At 62.4% G+C, this 14,768-nt stretch carries 17 protein-coding genes; 10 read left to right on the top strand and 7 right to left on the bottom strand.

Going from position 1 to position 14,768, the window contains the following annotated elements; genetic code table 11:
- Positions 1-54 precede the first annotated feature (54 nt).
- On the bottom strand, positions 55-1,011 hold the full coding sequence (gene xerD, locus V7S54_RS16205; protein ID WP_065375315.1) for a site-specific tyrosine recombinase XerD: 957 nt from the start codon (positions 1,009-1,011) through the stop codon (positions 55-57).
- A complete protein-coding gene (locus tag V7S54_RS16200) occupies positions 1,008-1,157 on the bottom strand; it encodes a hypothetical protein (protein ID WP_093233937.1) in 150 nt (49 codons plus the stop codon). Before V7S54_RS16200 ends, xerD begins: the two co-directional genes overlap by 4 nt.
- Before the next feature lie 235 nt (positions 1,158-1,392).
- On the opposite strand from V7S54_RS16200, the gene V7S54_RS16195 reads away from it, so the two are divergent.
- Genes V7S54_RS16195 through V7S54_RS16185 form a run of 3 tightly spaced genes read left to right on the top strand, consistent with a single transcriptional unit; the run spans position 1,393 to position 4,416 of the window.
- Entirely contained in the window at positions 1,393-1,983 is a 591-nt protein-coding gene (locus V7S54_RS16195; RefSeq protein ID WP_065375316.1) for a shikimate kinase, read from the top strand.
- Positions 1,976-3,109, top strand: coding sequence for a 3-dehydroquinate synthase (gene aroB / locus V7S54_RS16190; RefSeq protein WP_065375317.1), 1,134 nt, complete (start codon positions 1,976-1,978; stop codon positions 3,107-3,109). The genes V7S54_RS16195 and aroB overlap by 8 nt, the downstream gene beginning before the upstream one ends.
- Complete coding sequence (locus tag V7S54_RS16185) at positions 3,106-4,416, top strand: HlyC/CorC family transporter (protein WP_065375318.1); 1,311 nt, start codon at positions 3,106-3,108, stop codon at positions 4,414-4,416. The genes aroB and V7S54_RS16185 overlap by 4 nt, the downstream gene beginning before the upstream one ends.
- A 3-nt stretch (positions 4,417-4,419) precedes the next feature.
- Here V7S54_RS16185 and V7S54_RS16180 read toward each other — a convergent pair whose 3' ends face one another.
- Positions 4,420-4,701, bottom strand: a complete 282-nt coding sequence (locus tag V7S54_RS16180; protein WP_336408652.1) for a BolA family protein — start codon at positions 4,699-4,701, stop codon at positions 4,420-4,422.
- Between the two features lie 148 nt (positions 4,702-4,849).
- Here V7S54_RS16180 and V7S54_RS16175 point away from each other — a divergent pair, with 148 nt between their 5' ends.
- The 5 genes from V7S54_RS16175 (at position 4,850) to V7S54_RS16155 (ending at position 10,093) form a co-directional block, all read left to right on the top strand.
- Positions 4,850-5,479, top strand: a complete 630-nt coding sequence (locus tag V7S54_RS16175; protein ID WP_057254748.1) for a J domain-containing protein — start codon at positions 4,850-4,852, stop codon at positions 5,477-5,479.
- 74 nt (positions 5,480-5,553) lie between these two features.
- Positions 5,554-6,549 (top strand): cobaltochelatase subunit CobS, encoded by a 996-nt coding sequence (gene cobS, locus V7S54_RS16170; RefSeq protein ID WP_065375353.1) that lies wholly within the window; start codon positions 5,554-5,556, stop codon positions 6,547-6,549.
- Between the two features lie 3 nt (positions 6,550-6,552).
- Positions 6,553-6,993, top strand: a complete 441-nt coding sequence (locus V7S54_RS16165; protein ID WP_065375320.1) for a GNAT family N-acetyltransferase — start codon at positions 6,553-6,555, stop codon at positions 6,991-6,993.
- On the top strand, positions 6,990-8,885 hold the full coding sequence (cobT, locus tag V7S54_RS16160) for a cobaltochelatase subunit CobT (protein ID WP_065375321.1): 1,896 nt from the start codon (positions 6,990-6,992) through the stop codon (positions 8,883-8,885). Before V7S54_RS16165 ends, cobT begins: the two co-directional genes overlap by 4 nt.
- Positions 8,886-9,088: 203 nt before the next feature.
- Positions 9,089-10,093, top strand: coding sequence for an esterase-like activity of phytase family protein (locus tag V7S54_RS16155; RefSeq protein ID WP_065375322.1), 1,005 nt, complete (start codon positions 9,089-9,091; stop codon positions 10,091-10,093).
- 205 nt (positions 10,094-10,298) lie between these two features.
- Here V7S54_RS16155 and V7S54_RS16150 read toward each other — a convergent pair whose 3' ends face one another.
- Together V7S54_RS16150 and rpmB are read right to left on the bottom strand one after the other, a co-directional pair.
- Complete coding sequence (locus V7S54_RS16150) at positions 10,299-10,943, bottom strand: queuosine precursor transporter (protein ID WP_057254752.1); 645 nt, start codon at positions 10,941-10,943, stop codon at positions 10,299-10,301.
- A gap of 155 nt (positions 10,944-11,098) precedes the next feature.
- Complete coding sequence (gene rpmB / locus V7S54_RS16145) at positions 11,099-11,389, bottom strand: 50S ribosomal protein L28 (RefSeq protein WP_034806568.1); 291 nt, start codon at positions 11,387-11,389, stop codon at positions 11,099-11,101.
- 380 nt (positions 11,390-11,769) lie between these two features.
- Here rpmB and V7S54_RS16140 point away from each other — a divergent pair, with 380 nt between their 5' ends.
- Entirely contained in the window at positions 11,770-12,546 is a 777-nt protein-coding gene (locus tag V7S54_RS16140; protein WP_065375323.1) for a DUF3108 domain-containing protein, read from the top strand.
- A gap of 95 nt (positions 12,547-12,641) precedes the next feature.
- Positions 12,642-13,532 (top strand): aromatic amino acid exporter YddG, encoded by an 891-nt coding sequence (yddG, locus tag V7S54_RS16135; protein WP_065375324.1) that lies wholly within the window; start codon positions 12,642-12,644, stop codon positions 13,530-13,532.
- Between the two features lie 10 nt (positions 13,533-13,542).
- Here yddG and V7S54_RS16130 read toward each other — a convergent pair whose 3' ends face one another.
- A complete protein-coding gene (locus V7S54_RS16130) occupies positions 13,543-13,980 on the bottom strand; it encodes a cupin domain-containing protein (protein ID WP_065375325.1) in 438 nt (145 codons plus the stop codon).
- On the bottom strand, positions 13,980-14,750 hold the full coding sequence (gene gloB / locus V7S54_RS16125) for a hydroxyacylglutathione hydrolase (RefSeq protein WP_065375326.1): 771 nt from the start codon (positions 14,748-14,750) through the stop codon (positions 13,980-13,982). The genes V7S54_RS16130 and gloB overlap by 1 nt, the downstream gene beginning before the upstream one ends.
- Between the last annotated feature and the right edge of the window lie 18 nt (positions 14,751-14,768).

Here is a 14,768-nt window from a genome sequence, read left to right as displayed (position 1 = left end):
TCCGATCATTTTGCGACAAGGACCAGCGGGCCGAAACCAGCGTGCCCGGCCGTCCTAATCCTGTTTTTTCGCCTGTTTGGCAAGAGGGTGATGGTTTTGCACGAGGTTGTGCAGCCGTTCTTCCAGCACATGGGTATAGATTTGTGTCGTTGAAATGTCCGAATGGCCGAGCAGTTCCTGCACGGCGCGAAGGTCCGCGCCATTGGCAAGCAGGTGGCTGGCGAAGGCGTGCCGCAGCACGTGCGGCGAGATCGTGGCGACCCTTATGCCGGCGCGTGCGGCGAGCGATTTCAGATCGCGCGCAAAAACCTGGCGCGGCAGGAAGCCCTGCTTGCCGGAGGAGGGGAAGAGCCACGGGCTTTCGCGGCTGCCCGCTTCCTCTTTGTCCATTTCCTCAGCGAGCGCCTCGCCATAGGCCCGCATCGCCCGGATTGCCGCTTGCGAGAGCGGCACGAGCCGGTCCTTGTTGCCCTTGCCGCGGATGACGAGGAAGCGGCCGTTCTGTGCGAGAACGCTTGCCGGCAGGGAGACCAGTTCGCTGACGCGCATGCCGGTGGCGTAGAGCAGTTCGATCAGCGCATGCATGCGCAGTTTCGCAAGGTGGTCGGGACCTCCTGATGCGGCTTCGGTCTCGGCCTGCCCGATCAGCCGCGAGACGTCCTCGACGCTCAGCGTCTTCGGCAGGCTGCGCCCCTTCTTTGGGGCGTCGAGAATGCCTGTCGGATCGTCGCCGCGCATACCCTCGGCGTAGAGGAATTTGTAGAACTGCCGGAGTGCGGAGAGGCGCCGTGCCTGCGAGGAGGGCTTGAAGCCCTGGCCCGAGAGATGGGCGAGGTAGGTGCGAAGATCGTCCGGGGTTGCCGCTGTCAGCCCGGTTCCGAGCGTGCGCAGGTGCGAGGAGGCATCCTCCAGGTCGCGCTCGTAGGATTGCAGCGTATTGACCGCCGCGCCGCGCTCGGCACTCATCATTTCGAGGAAGGCCTCGACATGGGCGGCAGAGAGGTCGCTCATTGGGGCTTGTTCACCCGCTCGGACGGGATTTTCACGGTCACGTCGCGTTCAACCGGTTCGACAAAGGTGACGAGAGAGACCATCGTGCCGTAGACTAATCCGGCGGCGACGGCACAAAAGAACAGGAACCGGAAAAGGGTCGGCATTTCAATCTCCTCTGCATGAAGCCTCCGGCCGAAGCGGACCAAAGGATATGCATGCAGGCGTTCAAACAGCCATCGTCATCGCGCGTTCGGATGAATGTGCGGCACGAAGGCGGGTGCCAGACCTATATGAACGCCGCTTCGGCCGAGTTCAAGAACCGTGAGCGGACGCGCGCGACGACTTGACGCTACACCCCGATTTGTCGATACCGAAAGGGAATGGGGAATAAGAAGTCCAATGAACGACGTGATCGAACCGGTTTCCGCAACGCTTGCCGAGCGGGCGAAGCTTGTACTCGGTAAACGCAATCTCGTGTTCATCGGTCTCATGGGCGCCGGCAAGTCGGCAATCGGAAGATTGACCGCCCAGGCGCTCGGAGTTCCCTTCGTCGATTCCGACCACGAGATCGAGCGCGTCTCGCGCATGACAATTAGCGATCTCTTTGCCCGATACGGCGAGGAGGAGTTTCGCGCACTGGAGACGCGGGTGCTGAAACGGCTTCTGAGAAGTGGTCCGCGTGTGGTCTCGACCGGCGGCGGCGCCTACATCAACGAGCGCTCGCGCCGCCAGATCAGGAAGGGCGGCCTGACGGTCTGGCTCAATGCCGAGCTCGACGTGCTCTGGGAGCGCGTCAACAAGCGCGATACCCGGCCGCTCCTGAAAACGGAAAATCCCAAGCAGACGCTCGAAAACCTGATGAACGCGCGCTACCCGATCTATTCGGAAGCCGACCTGACGGTGCTGTCGCGCGATGTGAAGAAAGAGACGATGGTGGAGGACGTTCTCACCGCCGTTATCGAATACCAGGACAAGAAGAACCATGAATAGCCATGTTGCGCCCGCTGCCGAACGCAAGGTCCGCGTCGACCTCGGCGATCGTTCCTACGATATCCTGATCGGTCCCGGACTGATTGCCGCCGCCGGCCAGGAGATCGCTGCCCGTCTCAAGGGGCGCAAGATGGCCGTGATCACTGACGAGAACGTAGCGCCGCGCTATCTCGAACCGCTGATGGCGAGCCTGAAGCAGCGTGACCTCGACGCGGTGTCGCTCGTGCTTCCCGCCGGCGAGAAGACCAAGAGCTTCGAGCAGCTGATCCCGGTCTGTGAAACCGTGCTTGGCGCCCGTATCGAGCGCAACGATGCGGTAATCGCGCTCGGCGGGGGCGTCATCGGCGACCTGACCGGCTTTGCCGCCGGCATCGTGCGCCGAGGCTCGCGTTTCATCCAGATTCCGACATCGCTCTTGGCACAGGTCGATTCCTCCGTCGGCGGCAAGACCGGCATCAATTCGCCGCATGGCAAGAACCTGATCGGCGTCTTCCATCAGCCGGACCTGGTGCTCGCCGATACCGACGTGCTCGACACGCTGAGCCCGCGCGAGTTCCGCGCCGGTTACGCGGAAGTCGCGAAATACGGATTGATCGACAAGCCCGACTTCTTCGCCTGGCTCGAAAAGAACTGGCAGGCCGTCTTTGCCGGTGGTGCTGCCCGCATCGAGGCGATCGCCGTGAGCTGCCAGGCCAAGGCCGACGTCGTGGCGGCGGACGAGCGCGAGAACGGCTTGCGCGCGCTCCTCAACCTCGGCCATACCTTCGGCCATGCGCTGGAGGCTGCGACCGAGTATGACAGCGCCCGGTTGGTGCATGGCGAGGGCGTTTCGATCGGCATGGTGCTGGCGCATCAGTTCTCGGCACGCATGAACCTTGCGAGCCCGGACGATGCGTCCCGTGTCGAGGCGCATCTGAAGACGGTGGGCCTGCCGACGCGGATGTCGGAAATCCCGGGCACCTTGCCGCCGGCCGAACGGCTGATGGACGCGATCGCTCAGGACAAGAAGGTCAAGGGCGGCAAGCTCACTTTCATTCTGACGCGCGGCGTTGGGCAATCCTTTGTCGCCGATGACGTTCCGGCGTCAGAGGTCTTGAGCTTCCTGAGGGAAAAACATCCGCAATGACAGGCGAAGCCTTTATTGCTTTTCTGGCGGAGTACTGGCTGTCGATCCTCTCGGTCTTCTGCCTGCTCCTGCTTTCGGCCTTCTTCTCCGGCTCGGAAACGGCGCTGACGGTAGCTTCGCGCTCGCGCCTGCATACGTTGGAGAACAACGGCGAAGTGCGCGCCGGCATCGTCAACCGGCTGATCGAGCGGCGGGACCGGCTAATCGGTACGCTGCTGATCGGCAACAATCTCGTCAATATCCTCGCTTCGTCGCTGGCGACGAGCCTGCTGATCGGCGTTTTCGGCGACTGGGGCGTGGCGATCGCGACGCTCACCATGACCGTGCTGCTCGTCATCTTCTCGGAAGTGCTGCCGAAGAGTTGGGCGATTGCCTCTCCCGATCGCTTCGCGCTCGCCGTCGCGCCACTCGTCCGTCCTTTCGTCGCGATCGTCGGGCCCATCTCCAGCCTCGTCAACGGGATTGTCCGGCGCATCCTCAATCTCTTCGGAGTCAATCTGTCCGCGAACATGTCGATGCTATCGGCGCAGGAGGAATTGCGTGGCGCGGTAGATTTGCTGCACCGGGAGGGGTCGGTGATCAAAGCCGACCGTGATCGGCTGGGCGGCGTGCTCGATCTCGGCGAGCTCGAAGTCTCCGACATCATGATCCACCGTACTGCCATGCGCGCGATCAACGCCGACGAGCCGCCGGAGGCTTGCGTCCGCGATATCCTCGAAAGTCCGTTCACCCGACTGCCGCTCTGGCGCGGTTCGACCGACAACATCATCGGCGTGGTGCATACCAAGGATCTCCTGCGGGCGCTCGCGGAGCCCAATGTCGAGCCGGAAAACCTCGAAATCGTCAAGATCGCGCAGAAGCCCTGGTTCGTGCCCGACACGACCAACCTCAAGGACCAGCTCAACGCCTTCCTGCGCCGCAAGCTGCATCTGGCGATCGTCGTCGACGAGTACGGCCAGGTTCAGGGGCTGGTGACCCTCGAAGACATTCTGGAGGAGATCGTCGGCGACATTGCCGATGAACACGACCTCGACATTCAGGGTGTGCGCCAGGAGGCCGACGGCTCGATCGTCGTCGACGGCTCGGTGCCGATCCGCGACCTCAACCGCGCGCTCGACTGGTCGCTGCCGGACGAGGAAGCGACGACGGTGGCGGGGCTCGTCATTCACGAGTCAAAGAGCATTCCCGAGGAGCGTCAGGCCTTCACCTTCCATGGCAAGCGCTTCATCGTGATGAAACGGGTGAAGAACCGGATCACCAAGCTGCGCATCCGCCCGGCGGAAGAGGGCGCCCCTCCGACGGTTTGATCGTTACCAGCGGGTCGCTTCGCCGGGAGCCGCCGGCTCGACGGCAAGCGCGTGCAGGCCGGCATCGAGTTCCGGTTTCAGGACGTCATTGATGGCGCGGTGACGGGCGACGCGGCTCATGCCGGTAAAGGCGCTGGAAACGATGCGCACCCGCATGTGGGTTTCGCCGCCGCCATCGAAACCCGGCTGATGACCGGCATGCATGTGGCTCTCGTTGATGACCGCCAATCTCTCAGGATGGAAGGCCTCGATCAGCTTCTTTTCGATCGTGTCCGTGAGCGACATTCTTCCGTCCCATTTCCTTGGTTGCTTGACGCCCCCTCGCGGATCGGCAGTACCCGGTAATCGCTGGCTTGGCGGCGCAAAATGCCCGCACAAAGCCAGCAACATTCCGTTTTGTCAATTCTTGTTGTGGCCCCAGCCAAGCCCCATAATGAGCACCATGAGACTCGATTCAAAATACTTCGATCGCATTCGCACCCGGCGCAAGGTTGAGCCCCGGGCGGAGCCGGCTGCGCCCGTCTGTCAGTGGGACGGCTGCGATCAGAAGGGCGTGCATAAAGCGCCCGTCGGCCGCAATGCCGAGGGCCAGTACTTCATGTTCTGCTTCGAGCATGTGAAGGAATACAACAAGGGCTACAACTACTTCTCCGGCCTTTCCGACAGCGAGGTCGCCCGCTACCAGAAGGAAGCGGTGACCGGCCACCGGCCAACCTGGACCGTCGGCGTCAACAAGAATGCCAAGAACGGTCCGACGCAGTCGCAGACGCGGTCGGGCTCGGCCGGCGCCCAGGCCCGGATGCGCGACCCCTTCGGCTTCGTCAGCGAAGCGCGCGCCCGTCGCCCGGAGCCGCGCCAGCGCAAGTTGAAGACGCTCGAGGCAAAGGCGTTCGAAACACTCGGCCTCGGGGCCTCGGCCACTGCTGCCGACATCAAGGCTGCCTACAAGGATCTCGTCAAGAAGCATCACCCCGATGCCAATGGCGGAGATAGGGGATCCGAAGAGCGTTTTCGCGCGGTTATTCAAGCCTACCAATTGTTAAAACAGGCTGGTTTCTGCTAACAACGCGGATTATTACAGAAGCACTTTTGCAGGCGAATGCGCGGGTGCCGTCCGGTGGCCGCTCTGGAGACATGATGAGCAAGATTGACCTCGACATTTCCAACCTCCCCGATACGACGATCTCGGTCCGGGAGGTTTTCGGCATTGATACGGATTTGCGCGTTCCTGCCTATTCGAAGGGCGACGCCTATGTGCCGGACCTCGACCCGGATTACCTCTTCGATCGCGAAACCACGCTCGCCATTCTCGCAGGCTTCGCCCACAACCGACGCGTGATGGTATCGGGCTATCACGGTACCGGTAAGTCCACCCATATCGAGCAGGTCGCCGCGCGCCTCAACTGGCCGTGCGTGCGTATCAACCTCGATAGCCATGTCAGCCGTATCGACCTCGTCGGCAAGGACGCGATCGTCGTCAAGGACGGCCTTCAGGTCACCGAATTCAAGGACGGCATCCTGCCCTGGGCCTACCAGCACAATGTCGCACTCGTCTTCGACGAATACGACGCCGGCCGCCCGGACGTGATGTTCGTCATCCAGCGCGTGCTGGAATCCTCCGGCCGCCTGACGCTGCTCGACCAGAGCCGCGTCATCCGTCCGCACCCGGCCTTCCGCCTGTTTGCGACCGCCAACACCATCGGCCTCGGCGACACCACCGGCCTCTACCACGGCACGCAGCAGATCAACCAGGCGCAGATGGACCGTTGGTCGATCGTCACGACGCTGAACTACTTGGCGCATGACAAGGAAGTCGACATCGTCGCCGCCAAGGTGAAGGGCTTCACCGCCGACAAGGGCCGCGAGACCGTCTCCAAGATGGTGCGTGTTGCCGACCTCACGCGCGCCGCCTTCATCAACGGCGACCTTTCGACCGTCATGAGCCCGCGCACGGTCATCACCTGGGCCGAGAACGCCCACATCTTCGGCGATATCGCCTTTGCCTTCCGTGTGACCTTCCTCAACAAGTGCGACGAGCTGGAGCGGGCGCTGGTCGCCGAGCACTACCAGCGCGCCTTCGGGATCGAGCTCAAGGAAAGCGCTGCCAACATCGTGTTGGAAGCCACCGCCTGAGTGATGGCGCAGGCGAAGGGCGTACGGGCGCTTCGCTTCGTTGAGGAGAAGAGCGTCACGAAGACCGCCAACGCGGTCTTCAAGGGCCTCAAGGCCTTCAACCTCGAAAAGGCGGGAAGCGCCAAGTACAAGCGCTTCGCCATTTCGGTGCGTGATGACAGCGACGAGATCGTAGGCGGCATCGTCGCCTATACGGCGTGGAACTGGTGCTTCATCGAACTGCTCTGGGTAGACGAAGCGCTGAGAGGATCGGGCAGCGGGCGTGAGCTCGTTGCGCGTGTCGAGGCGGTCGCTGCAAGTCGCGGCGCCCGCTACATCTATGTCGACACGTTCAGCTTCCAGGGCGACGGCTTCTATCAGAAGCTGGGGTATGACGTTTATGGCAAACTCGATGATTTCCCGCCGGGATTTCACCGCATCTGGCTGAAGAAGGAACTGTCGTGAGTTCGAACTCGAAGGCAAAGCCGACAACGCGCGAGAATGCTGCTGAACCGTTCAAGCGGGCGCTTTCCGGCTGCATCCGATCGATCGCGGGCGATGCCGAGGTGGAAGTGGCCTTCGCCAACGAGCGGCCGGGCATGACCGGCGAGCGCATTCGACTGCCGGAACTATCCAAGCGCCCGACGCTGCAGGAGCTTGCGGTCACGCGCGGTCTCGGCGACAGCATGGCGCTTCGCAAGGCCTGTCACGACGCGCGCATCCACGCCACCATGTCACCGCAGGGGGCTGACGCACGGGTGATCTTCGATGCGGTGGAGCAGGCGCGCGTCGAGGCGATCGGCGCGCTGCGGATGGCGGGTGTCGCCAAGAACCTCAATGTCATGCTCGAGGAGAAATACGCCAAGGCGAATTTCGGCACGATCGAACGACAGGCCGACGCTCCGCTCGGCGAAGCCGTGGCGCTGTTGGTGCGTGAGAAGCTGACCGGCGAGAAGCCGCCGGCATCGGCCGGCAAGGTGCTCGACCTCTGGCGCGAGTTCATCGAAGGCAAGGCGTCCGGCGACATCAAGAACCTGTCGTCGGCGATCAATGACCAGCAGGCCTTTGCCCGGGTCGTGCGCGACATGCTGACCTCGATGGAGGTCGCCGAGAAATATGGCGACGACGACGTCGAGCCGGACGAGCAGGAAAGCGAGACCGACGAAGATCAGCCGCGCAGCCAGGAGCAGGACGAAAACGCCAGCGACGAGGAAGCCGGCGACGATGCCGCACCCGCCGATGAAAACCAAGCTGCCGAAGAGCAGATGGAAGAAGGCGAGATGGACGGCGCGGAGATCTCCGACGACGATCTCCAGGACGAGGGTGACGAGGACAGCGAGACACCCGGCGAGGTCAAGCGACCGAACCAGCCCTTCGCCGACTTCAACGAGAAAGTCGACTACGCCGTCTTCACTCGCGAATTCGACGAGACGATCGCTTCGGAAGAGCTGTGCGACGAGGCCGAGCTCGACCGGTTGCGCGCCTTCCTCGACAAGCAGCTTGCCCATCTCCAGGGTGCTGTGGGTCGCCTTGCCAACCGCCTGCAGCGCCGCCTGATGGCGCAGCAGAACCGCTCCTGGGAATTCGATCTCGAAGAGGGCTACCTCGACACGGCGCGCCTGCAGCGCATCATCATCGACCCGATGCAGCCGCTTTCCTTCAAGCGCGAGAAGGACACCAACTTCCGCGACACGGTAGTGACGCTGCTGATCGACAATTCCGGTTCGATGCGCGGCCGCCCGATCACCGTTGCTGCCACCTGTGCCGACATTCTGGCGCGCACGCTGGAACGCTGCGGCGTCAAGGTCGAGATCCTCGGCTTTACCACCAAGGCCTGGAAGGGCGGACAGTCGCGCGAAAAGTGGCTCGCCGGCGGCAAGCCGCAGGCGCCGGGCCGGCTCAACGATCTGCGCCACATCATCTACAAGTCGGCCGATGCACCCTGGCGCCGGGCGCGGCGCAATCTCGGCCTGATGATGCGCGAGGGCCTGCTGAAAGAAAACATCGACGGCGAAGCGCTGATGTGGGCGCATGAGCGGCTGATGGCCCGGCGCGAACAGCGCCGCATCTTGATGATGATCTCCGACGGCGCGCCGGTTGACGACTCGACGCTTTCGGTGAACCCCGGAAACTATCTGGAGCGGCACCTGCGCGCTGTCATCGAGCAGATCGAAACCCGCTCGCCGGTGGAACTGCTGGCGATCGGCATCGGCCACGATGTGACGCGATACTACCGTCGCGCCGTGACCATCGTCGATGCCGATGAACTCGCCGGTGCCATGACCGAGCAGCTGGCCGCGCTCTTTGAGGATGAAAGCCAGCGCCGCGGTTCCTCGCGTCTTCGTCGCGCGGGATAATTTGTTTCGTTCGGAGGTGGCGCTTGTCGCTTCCGAACGCCAATCGGCGACAGCCCGTTCCGGCCTTGAGCCGAAGTCAATTTACGGACAAAGTTTTACAGTCTACCAAGCTGCAGCGATGATCTTAGTGCGCCGTGGCGGGTGTCTCTCGTCGTCGTGCTCCGTTTCATTCCTGATGCTCTTCCCCTGAAGGTGTTTCCCTCATGCTCGGTCGCGGACTTCTAGCCCTCCTGCTTTTGGCTTCGACCGGCACGGCATGGGCCGCCTCGAACGGCGAAACTCTGCCGATCCGCAGTCGTCAGATCAGCAGTTTCGCGGTTGGATCGAGCGCCACCCGGTTCGGCGCGCTGGAGTTCGTTGGCGGACTGGAAATGACCTCTGCGAATTCCCTGTTCGGCGCCGTGTCGGGAATCCGTTTTCGACCGGATGGCACTTCCTTCATCGCGATCATGGACACCGGACACTGGCTCGAAGGCGCCGTGGTCCGCGATGCGGACGGCCGGCTTTCCGGTCTTACGGACCTTACCGCCACGCCGATGGCCGACCGCAACGGCGACGTCGGGCTCGCGAAGTGGAAGGTGGATTCGGAAGGATTGGCGCTGCGGTCGGGGCAGGTGGTGGTCAGCTACGAGCAGGCACACCGCATCGACATCTACCCGGACCCGGGCTTTGCTGCATCGACGCCGATCGGGAGCCTGGCGTTGCCGTTCCCGATCAAGGAATTGCGCAACAATGGCGGCATCGAGACCATCGCAGTCGCGCCAAAGGACAGCCCCCTGGCCGGCGCGACGATCGCCGTTGCGGAGCGCAGCGTCGACAAGGCGGATAACCTGCTGGCGGGCATTCTCGACGGGCCGCAGCGTGGCGCGTTTGCCGTCGTGCGCAAGGATCCCTATGCGGTAACCGACGGCGCGTTCCTGCCGAACGGCGACCTGTTGCTCCTTGAGCGGCGCTTCTCTTTTGGCTCGGGTCTCGGCATGCAGATCCGACGTATTGCCGGCGACACGATCAAGCCCGGCGCCGTGGTCGATGGCGAAGTCATCTTCGAAGCCGACATGCGCCACCAGATCGACAATATGGAAGGGCTCGACGTCGTCGTACGGCCGGACGGCGAAGTTCGGGTGATCGTCGTTTCGGACGACAACCACTCCATCCTCGAGCGCAATCTGATGCTCGAGTTCCGCCTCACGACCGCGCTGACGCAGTAGGCAACGGCCCAAAGGGCGAATGATCCAAGCTCTCAAACGACAGAGCCGATGATTGCGGTCGTTTGACCGCAATCATCGGCTCGATCCTTTTCGGCAGACGTTGTTTAGATCATTTCATTGTTTAATCGAAACAATGAAATGATCTAAGTCTTTGAAATTACGCAATTCCGGACGGAAAACCGTTTCACACTTTTCCTGGAATTGCTTAGGCGGATGCCTTGGCTTCCGCTGCCGGCATCGGTTTGACGACGCTCATCAGCGCGCCATAGGGCAAGAGCATGACGAGGCCGCAGAGGATCTTGACGCTCAGGTCGCCGATGGCCCAGGAGATCCAGCGCGGCGCTTCGGCCGTGAGCACGCCGAGCAGGGGCGCGGTTTCCAGCGCGAAGCTGTCATTCGGTCCGAAGAACACGAAGAACGGGGCAAAGGCGAAGGAAAAGAACATTGCGGTGTCGAGTGCCGAGCCGATCAGCGAACCTGCGAGCGGCGCATGCCACCAGCTCTGGCGGCGCAGGCGGTTGAACACCGAGATGTCCAGAAGCTGGCCGAACAGGAAGGCAGAGCCTGAGGCGATCGCGATCCGCGGCGTGGCGGCGACGAAGGAGAGCAGGATGGCGACGATGAAGCCTGCGACCACCACGCGGCGCGCGATGCGCGGTCCGAACTGTCGGTTGGTAAGATCCGTCACCAGGAAGGCGAAGGGATAGCTGAAGGCGCCCCAGGTGAGAAGATCACCAAGCTGCATGCCGGCAATCGAGCCCGGCAGCGGGTACTGTACGAGGATGTTCGAGGCCACGACCACAAGGGTCATCAGCGCGATATAGACGAAGAAAGTGCGGTTGATCAGCATTTTTTTATCCTGGGAGATGCCACCAGCTAGAGGGATGAGAGCCGGATCGAGCATCCGGCCGATGAGTGCAGAAAAACATGCGCACGAGAAAAAGGCTTGCTGGATGAACCCGCAAGCCTTTTAAACGCGTGTCAAAGACAGGACGCTGGCGCCGATTAGGCGGCTTCAGCAACCTTCTTGACGATCTGGCGGCGCAGCAGGCGAGCGCGCATGCTCAGCTCGTTCTCGTCCGACTTCAGCAGGAAGGCGTCGAGGCCGCCGCGGTGTTCAACCGAGCGGAGAGCTGCAGCGGAAACGCGCAGACGGTAGCGCTGGCCGAGAGCATCGGAAATCAGCGTGACGTTGCACAGGTTCGGCAGGAACCGGCGCTTGGTCTTGTTGTTGGCGTGGCTTACATTGTTGCCCGACTGGACGCCCTTGCCGGTCAATTCGCAACTACGGGACATGGTACACCTATTCTCTTTATCGCCGCCGGACAATGCGGTAGCGGGCCCAGAGCCCAGGCCGCGTTCCTAGGCCATTATTGGAAAGTCGCGGTTCTATAGTCAGAGACGGCCCGCCCGTCAAGCCAAACCTCTTGCATTCTCGGAAAACCCGCGGTTTTTCCCGGCCGTTCTTCAGATGTGAGGCGTAGTTCTCGCAAGAATAATGCCTTGCGAGACCCATTCCAAGCGGTTTTGCTATGCGTTATTTCTTGCATGGGGACGTGTGGCGGCCACGGGGCCGGCCCGACGACCGGCTGCAGCGAACTGGGCGTAGAAAAGCCGCAAAGAGCCTGCATTTCAGGGTATTGCGGCGATATTCGAGCGATGGATTTTTTAAGGGCATGAAGTTGCGAAATGGCTTTCGCGTGGCGGCGCTGCTGTCCGCGGTCTCGTTTTCCACAGCATCGTCGGCCGCCGATGTCGAACATCTGACGGATTACAGCATCTCGCTCGCCGGTTTGCCAGTTGCGCGGGCTTCGTTCCACACGGAACTGGAAAAGAATCATTATACGATCTCAGGGACGCTCAAGTCGGCCGGGCTGCTCGACATCCTGAGCCGGACCTCGGGCCAGACGCAGGTTTCGGGTGTGATCGGCAGGGATTACCTGCGCGCCTCGCACTATTCGATGTCCTATCGCAGTGGATCGAAGAGCAGGGCGATCAACGTCACCTATCGCAACGGCAATGTGGTGCAGGCTAGCATGACGCCGAAGCGGACGCCCTTGCCGAAGAACTGGGTGCCCGTCACCTCGCGCGACATGCGCAACGTGCTCGACCCGCTTTCCGGTCTGATCATTCCCGCGGACGCGCGCGTCTGCCCCAACACGCTGCCGATCTTCGACGGCGAGTCGCGTCTCGACATCAAGCTCTCGCCGAAGGGGACCAAGCCTTTCAAGACCAAGGGCTTCGAAGGGGAGGTGATCGTCTGCGGCATCCGCTTCGTGCCGAAGGCCGGCTACAAGAAGGGCCGCGAGGACGTCGAGTACCTGCGTCGTCTGCAGACGATGGAGATCTGGTTTGCCAAGGCGCCCAACGTGAACGTTTATGCGCCCGTCTATGTCCGCATCCCCACCAAGCTCGGACCGGTCACGGTCTCGGCGACGCGATTTGGTGGTTGACGCATGATCGCGTTTAACTAAAAGGTTAAATTTCAAGAAGTATCTGATTTTATCGGCGCAGGTTTCCGTGAGAGAAATCGCGCGAGGGGACGACTATGCAATTCAAGGCAACGCTGATCGGCTTTTCCGCCATCCTGATGTGGTCGCTGCTCGCCTTGTTCACCGCAGCATCCGGCAAGATGCCGCCGTTCCAGCTTTCGGCGATCTGCTTCCTGATCGGCAGCCTCCCTGGGCTGGTGGTGCTGGCAGTGAGACCGGAGCGCCTGGCGCTGCTCAAACAACCGGCCAAGGTCTGGATATCAGGCATTGCCGGCCTCTTCGGCTACCACTTTCTCTACTTCACGGCCCTGCGCAACGCGCCGCCGGTGGAGGCGGGGTTGATCGCCTACCTCTGGCCGCTACTGATCGTCGTCGGCTCGGCGTTGCTGCCGGGCGAGCGGCTGCGCTGGTACCACATTGCAGGCGCTCTAGCCGGCCTTGTCGGCATGATCCTGATCGTGGCGCGCAACGGTTTCGCCTTCGACGATGCCTATCTCATCGGCTATGGCGCCGCCTTCCTCTGCGCTTTCACCTGGTCCGGCTATTCGCTCATCACTCGACGCTTCGAGGCGGTCTCGACGGATGTCGTCACCGGCTTCTGCCTTGCCACATCTCTTCTGTCTTTCGTCTGCCACCTGGCGTTGGAGACGACCGTGTGGCCGCAGACGACCTTCGAGTGGCTCGCCGTCACCGGTCTTGGTTTGCTGCCCTTGGGGGCCGCCTTCTATGCTTGGGACTTCGGCGTGAAGAACGGCAACATCCAGCTTCTCGGCGTTTTGAGCTACGCGGCGCCGGTGCTTTCGACGCTGAACCTGATCCTGTTCGGTTTTGCCGAGCCGTCCTGGCGCATTGCGCTCGCCTGCCTGTTCGTGACCGGTGGCGCAGTGCTTGCGGCAAGCGACATGATCTTCCGCAAGCGCGCGACGGTGGCCCAGCCGGCGGAATAACCGGGGCTTGTTATCGCTTGGGCGGCTGCCAGTCGGGAGCCGCCATCTCGAAGGCGGCGAAATCAAATGCCGGTGCGACGGTGCAGCCGACCAACGTCCAATCGCCAAGCGAGGCGGCGGACTGCCACCAATCGGCGGGGACCACGCCCTGCGGTCTTTCCCCGTTGAGAATGTCGGACCCGAGCCGCAGCATCTCGGCAGGTTCTCCATCTTCGGCGATGCTGAGTTCGAGCGGCGCGCCGGCGTGGTAATGCCAGATCTCGACTGCGTCGCGGACGCGGTGCCAGTGCGAGCGTTCTCCACGTTCCAGCAGATAGTAGATCGCCGTCGAATGTCCGCGTGGGCCACCGGCCGTGTCGCGAAAGGTCTCGATGTACCAGCCGCCCTCCGGATGGCGCGCCAAGCCGAGTGCCTGGATGATATCCGCTGCCGATTGCGCCTCAGCCACTAGAAATTATCCTTCCGCTTGCGGATTTCGGCAAAAACCGCGGCATCGTCGGCGTTCTGCATGCCGAGATGGGCGCGGATCCCGGGGTCGGTGGCGCGCAGGAACGGGTTCGTGCGCTTCTCCAGGCCGATGGTTGTTGGTGCCGTAAAGCCGCCGTCGCAGCGCGTCTCCTCGATCTCGGCGGCGCGCGCCTTGAGTTCGGAATTCTCAGGGTCGACCGTGACCGCGAAGCGGGCGTTGGACAGCGTGTATTCGTGGCCGAAATAGACTGTCGTGTCGTCCGGCAACGCCATCAGCCGGCCGAGAGACTGCCACATGGTCGCCGGCGTCCCCTCGAACAGACGACCGCAGCCGAGCGCGAACAGGGTGTCGGCGGCAAACAGCAGCTTGTCCTGCGGGAAATGGAAGCAGATATGACCGGCCGTGTGGCCCGGCGTCTCGATCACCTCGACGGAATGACCGGCAAAGTCGAAGCGCTCGCCGTGACGCACGGCCTTGTCGAGCCCCGGAATTCTCGAGGCTTCGCCGAAGGGACCGATGATCGTGACGCCAAAGCGTTCCTTCAGGGCGTCATTTGCCGCGACGTGGTCGCCGTGATGGTGGGTCGTCAGGATGTGAGTGAGCTTCCAGCCGCGCCGCTCCAGCGCTTCCAGGATGGGCGCCTCTTCCGGCGCGTCGATCGAGGCGGTCAGGCCGCTTTCGGGGTCATGGATCAGCACGCCGAAATTATCGGTGCGGCAGAGGAAGAGGTCGAGTTCGAACGCGGCCATGGCACGTCCTCCGGTCAG

It is taken from the genome of Ensifer sp. CCNWLY38 (genome assembly GCF_037120565.1).
GTDB lineage: Bacteria > Pseudomonadota > Alphaproteobacteria > Rhizobiales > Rhizobiaceae > Ensifer > Ensifer adhaerens_H.
The sequence above is the reverse complement of the archived record's forward strand: the minus strand, read 5'-3'. Positions and strand labels throughout refer to the sequence as shown.

Bases quoted from the DNA above. Each gene is read 5' to 3' on its own strand.
- xerD (WP_065375315.1), bottom strand. From the start codon at position 1,011: ATGAGCGACCTCTCTGCCGCCCATGTCGAGGCCTTCCTCGAAATGATG.
- yddG (WP_065375324.1), top strand. From the start codon at position 12,642: ATGCAATTCAAGGCAACGCTGATCGGCTTTTCCGCCATCCTGATGTGG.
- V7S54_RS16165 (WP_065375320.1), top strand. From the start codon at position 6,553: ATGGCGCAGGCGAAGGGCGTACGGGCGCTTCGCTTCGTTGAGGAGAAG.
- V7S54_RS16195 (WP_065375316.1), top strand. From the start codon at position 1,393: ATGAACGACGTGATCGAACCGGTTTCCGCAACGCTTGCCGAGCGGGCG.
- V7S54_RS16200 (WP_093233937.1), bottom strand. From the start codon at position 1,157: ATGCCGACCCTTTTCCGGTTCCTGTTCTTTTGTGCCGTCGCCGCCGGA.
- V7S54_RS16180 (WP_336408652.1), bottom strand. From the start codon at position 4,701: ATGTCGCTCACGGACACGATCGAAAAGAAGCTGATCGAGGCCTTCCAT.
- V7S54_RS16140 (WP_065375323.1), top strand. From the start codon at position 11,770: ATGAAGTTGCGAAATGGCTTTCGCGTGGCGGCGCTGCTGTCCGCGGTC.
- V7S54_RS16185 (WP_065375318.1), top strand. From the start codon at position 3,106: ATGACAGGCGAAGCCTTTATTGCTTTTCTGGCGGAGTACTGGCTGTCG.
- V7S54_RS16175 (WP_057254748.1), top strand. From the start codon at position 4,850: ATGAGCACCATGAGACTCGATTCAAAATACTTCGATCGCATTCGCACC.
- rpmB (WP_034806568.1), bottom strand. From the start codon at position 11,389: ATGTCCCGTAGTTGCGAATTGACCGGCAAGGGCGTCCAGTCGGGCAAC.
- V7S54_RS16150 (WP_057254752.1), bottom strand. From the start codon at position 10,943: ATGCTGATCAACCGCACTTTCTTCGTCTATATCGCGCTGATGACCCTT.
- V7S54_RS16155 (WP_065375322.1), top strand. From the start codon at position 9,089: ATGCTCGGTCGCGGACTTCTAGCCCTCCTGCTTTTGGCTTCGACCGGC.
- gloB (WP_065375326.1), bottom strand. From the start codon at position 14,750: ATGGCCGCGTTCGAACTCGACCTCTTCCTCTGCCGCACCGATAATTTC.
- cobS (WP_065375353.1), top strand. From the start codon at position 5,554: ATGAGCAAGATTGACCTCGACATTTCCAACCTCCCCGATACGACGATC.
- aroB (WP_065375317.1), top strand. From the start codon at position 1,976: ATGAATAGCCATGTTGCGCCCGCTGCCGAACGCAAGGTCCGCGTCGAC.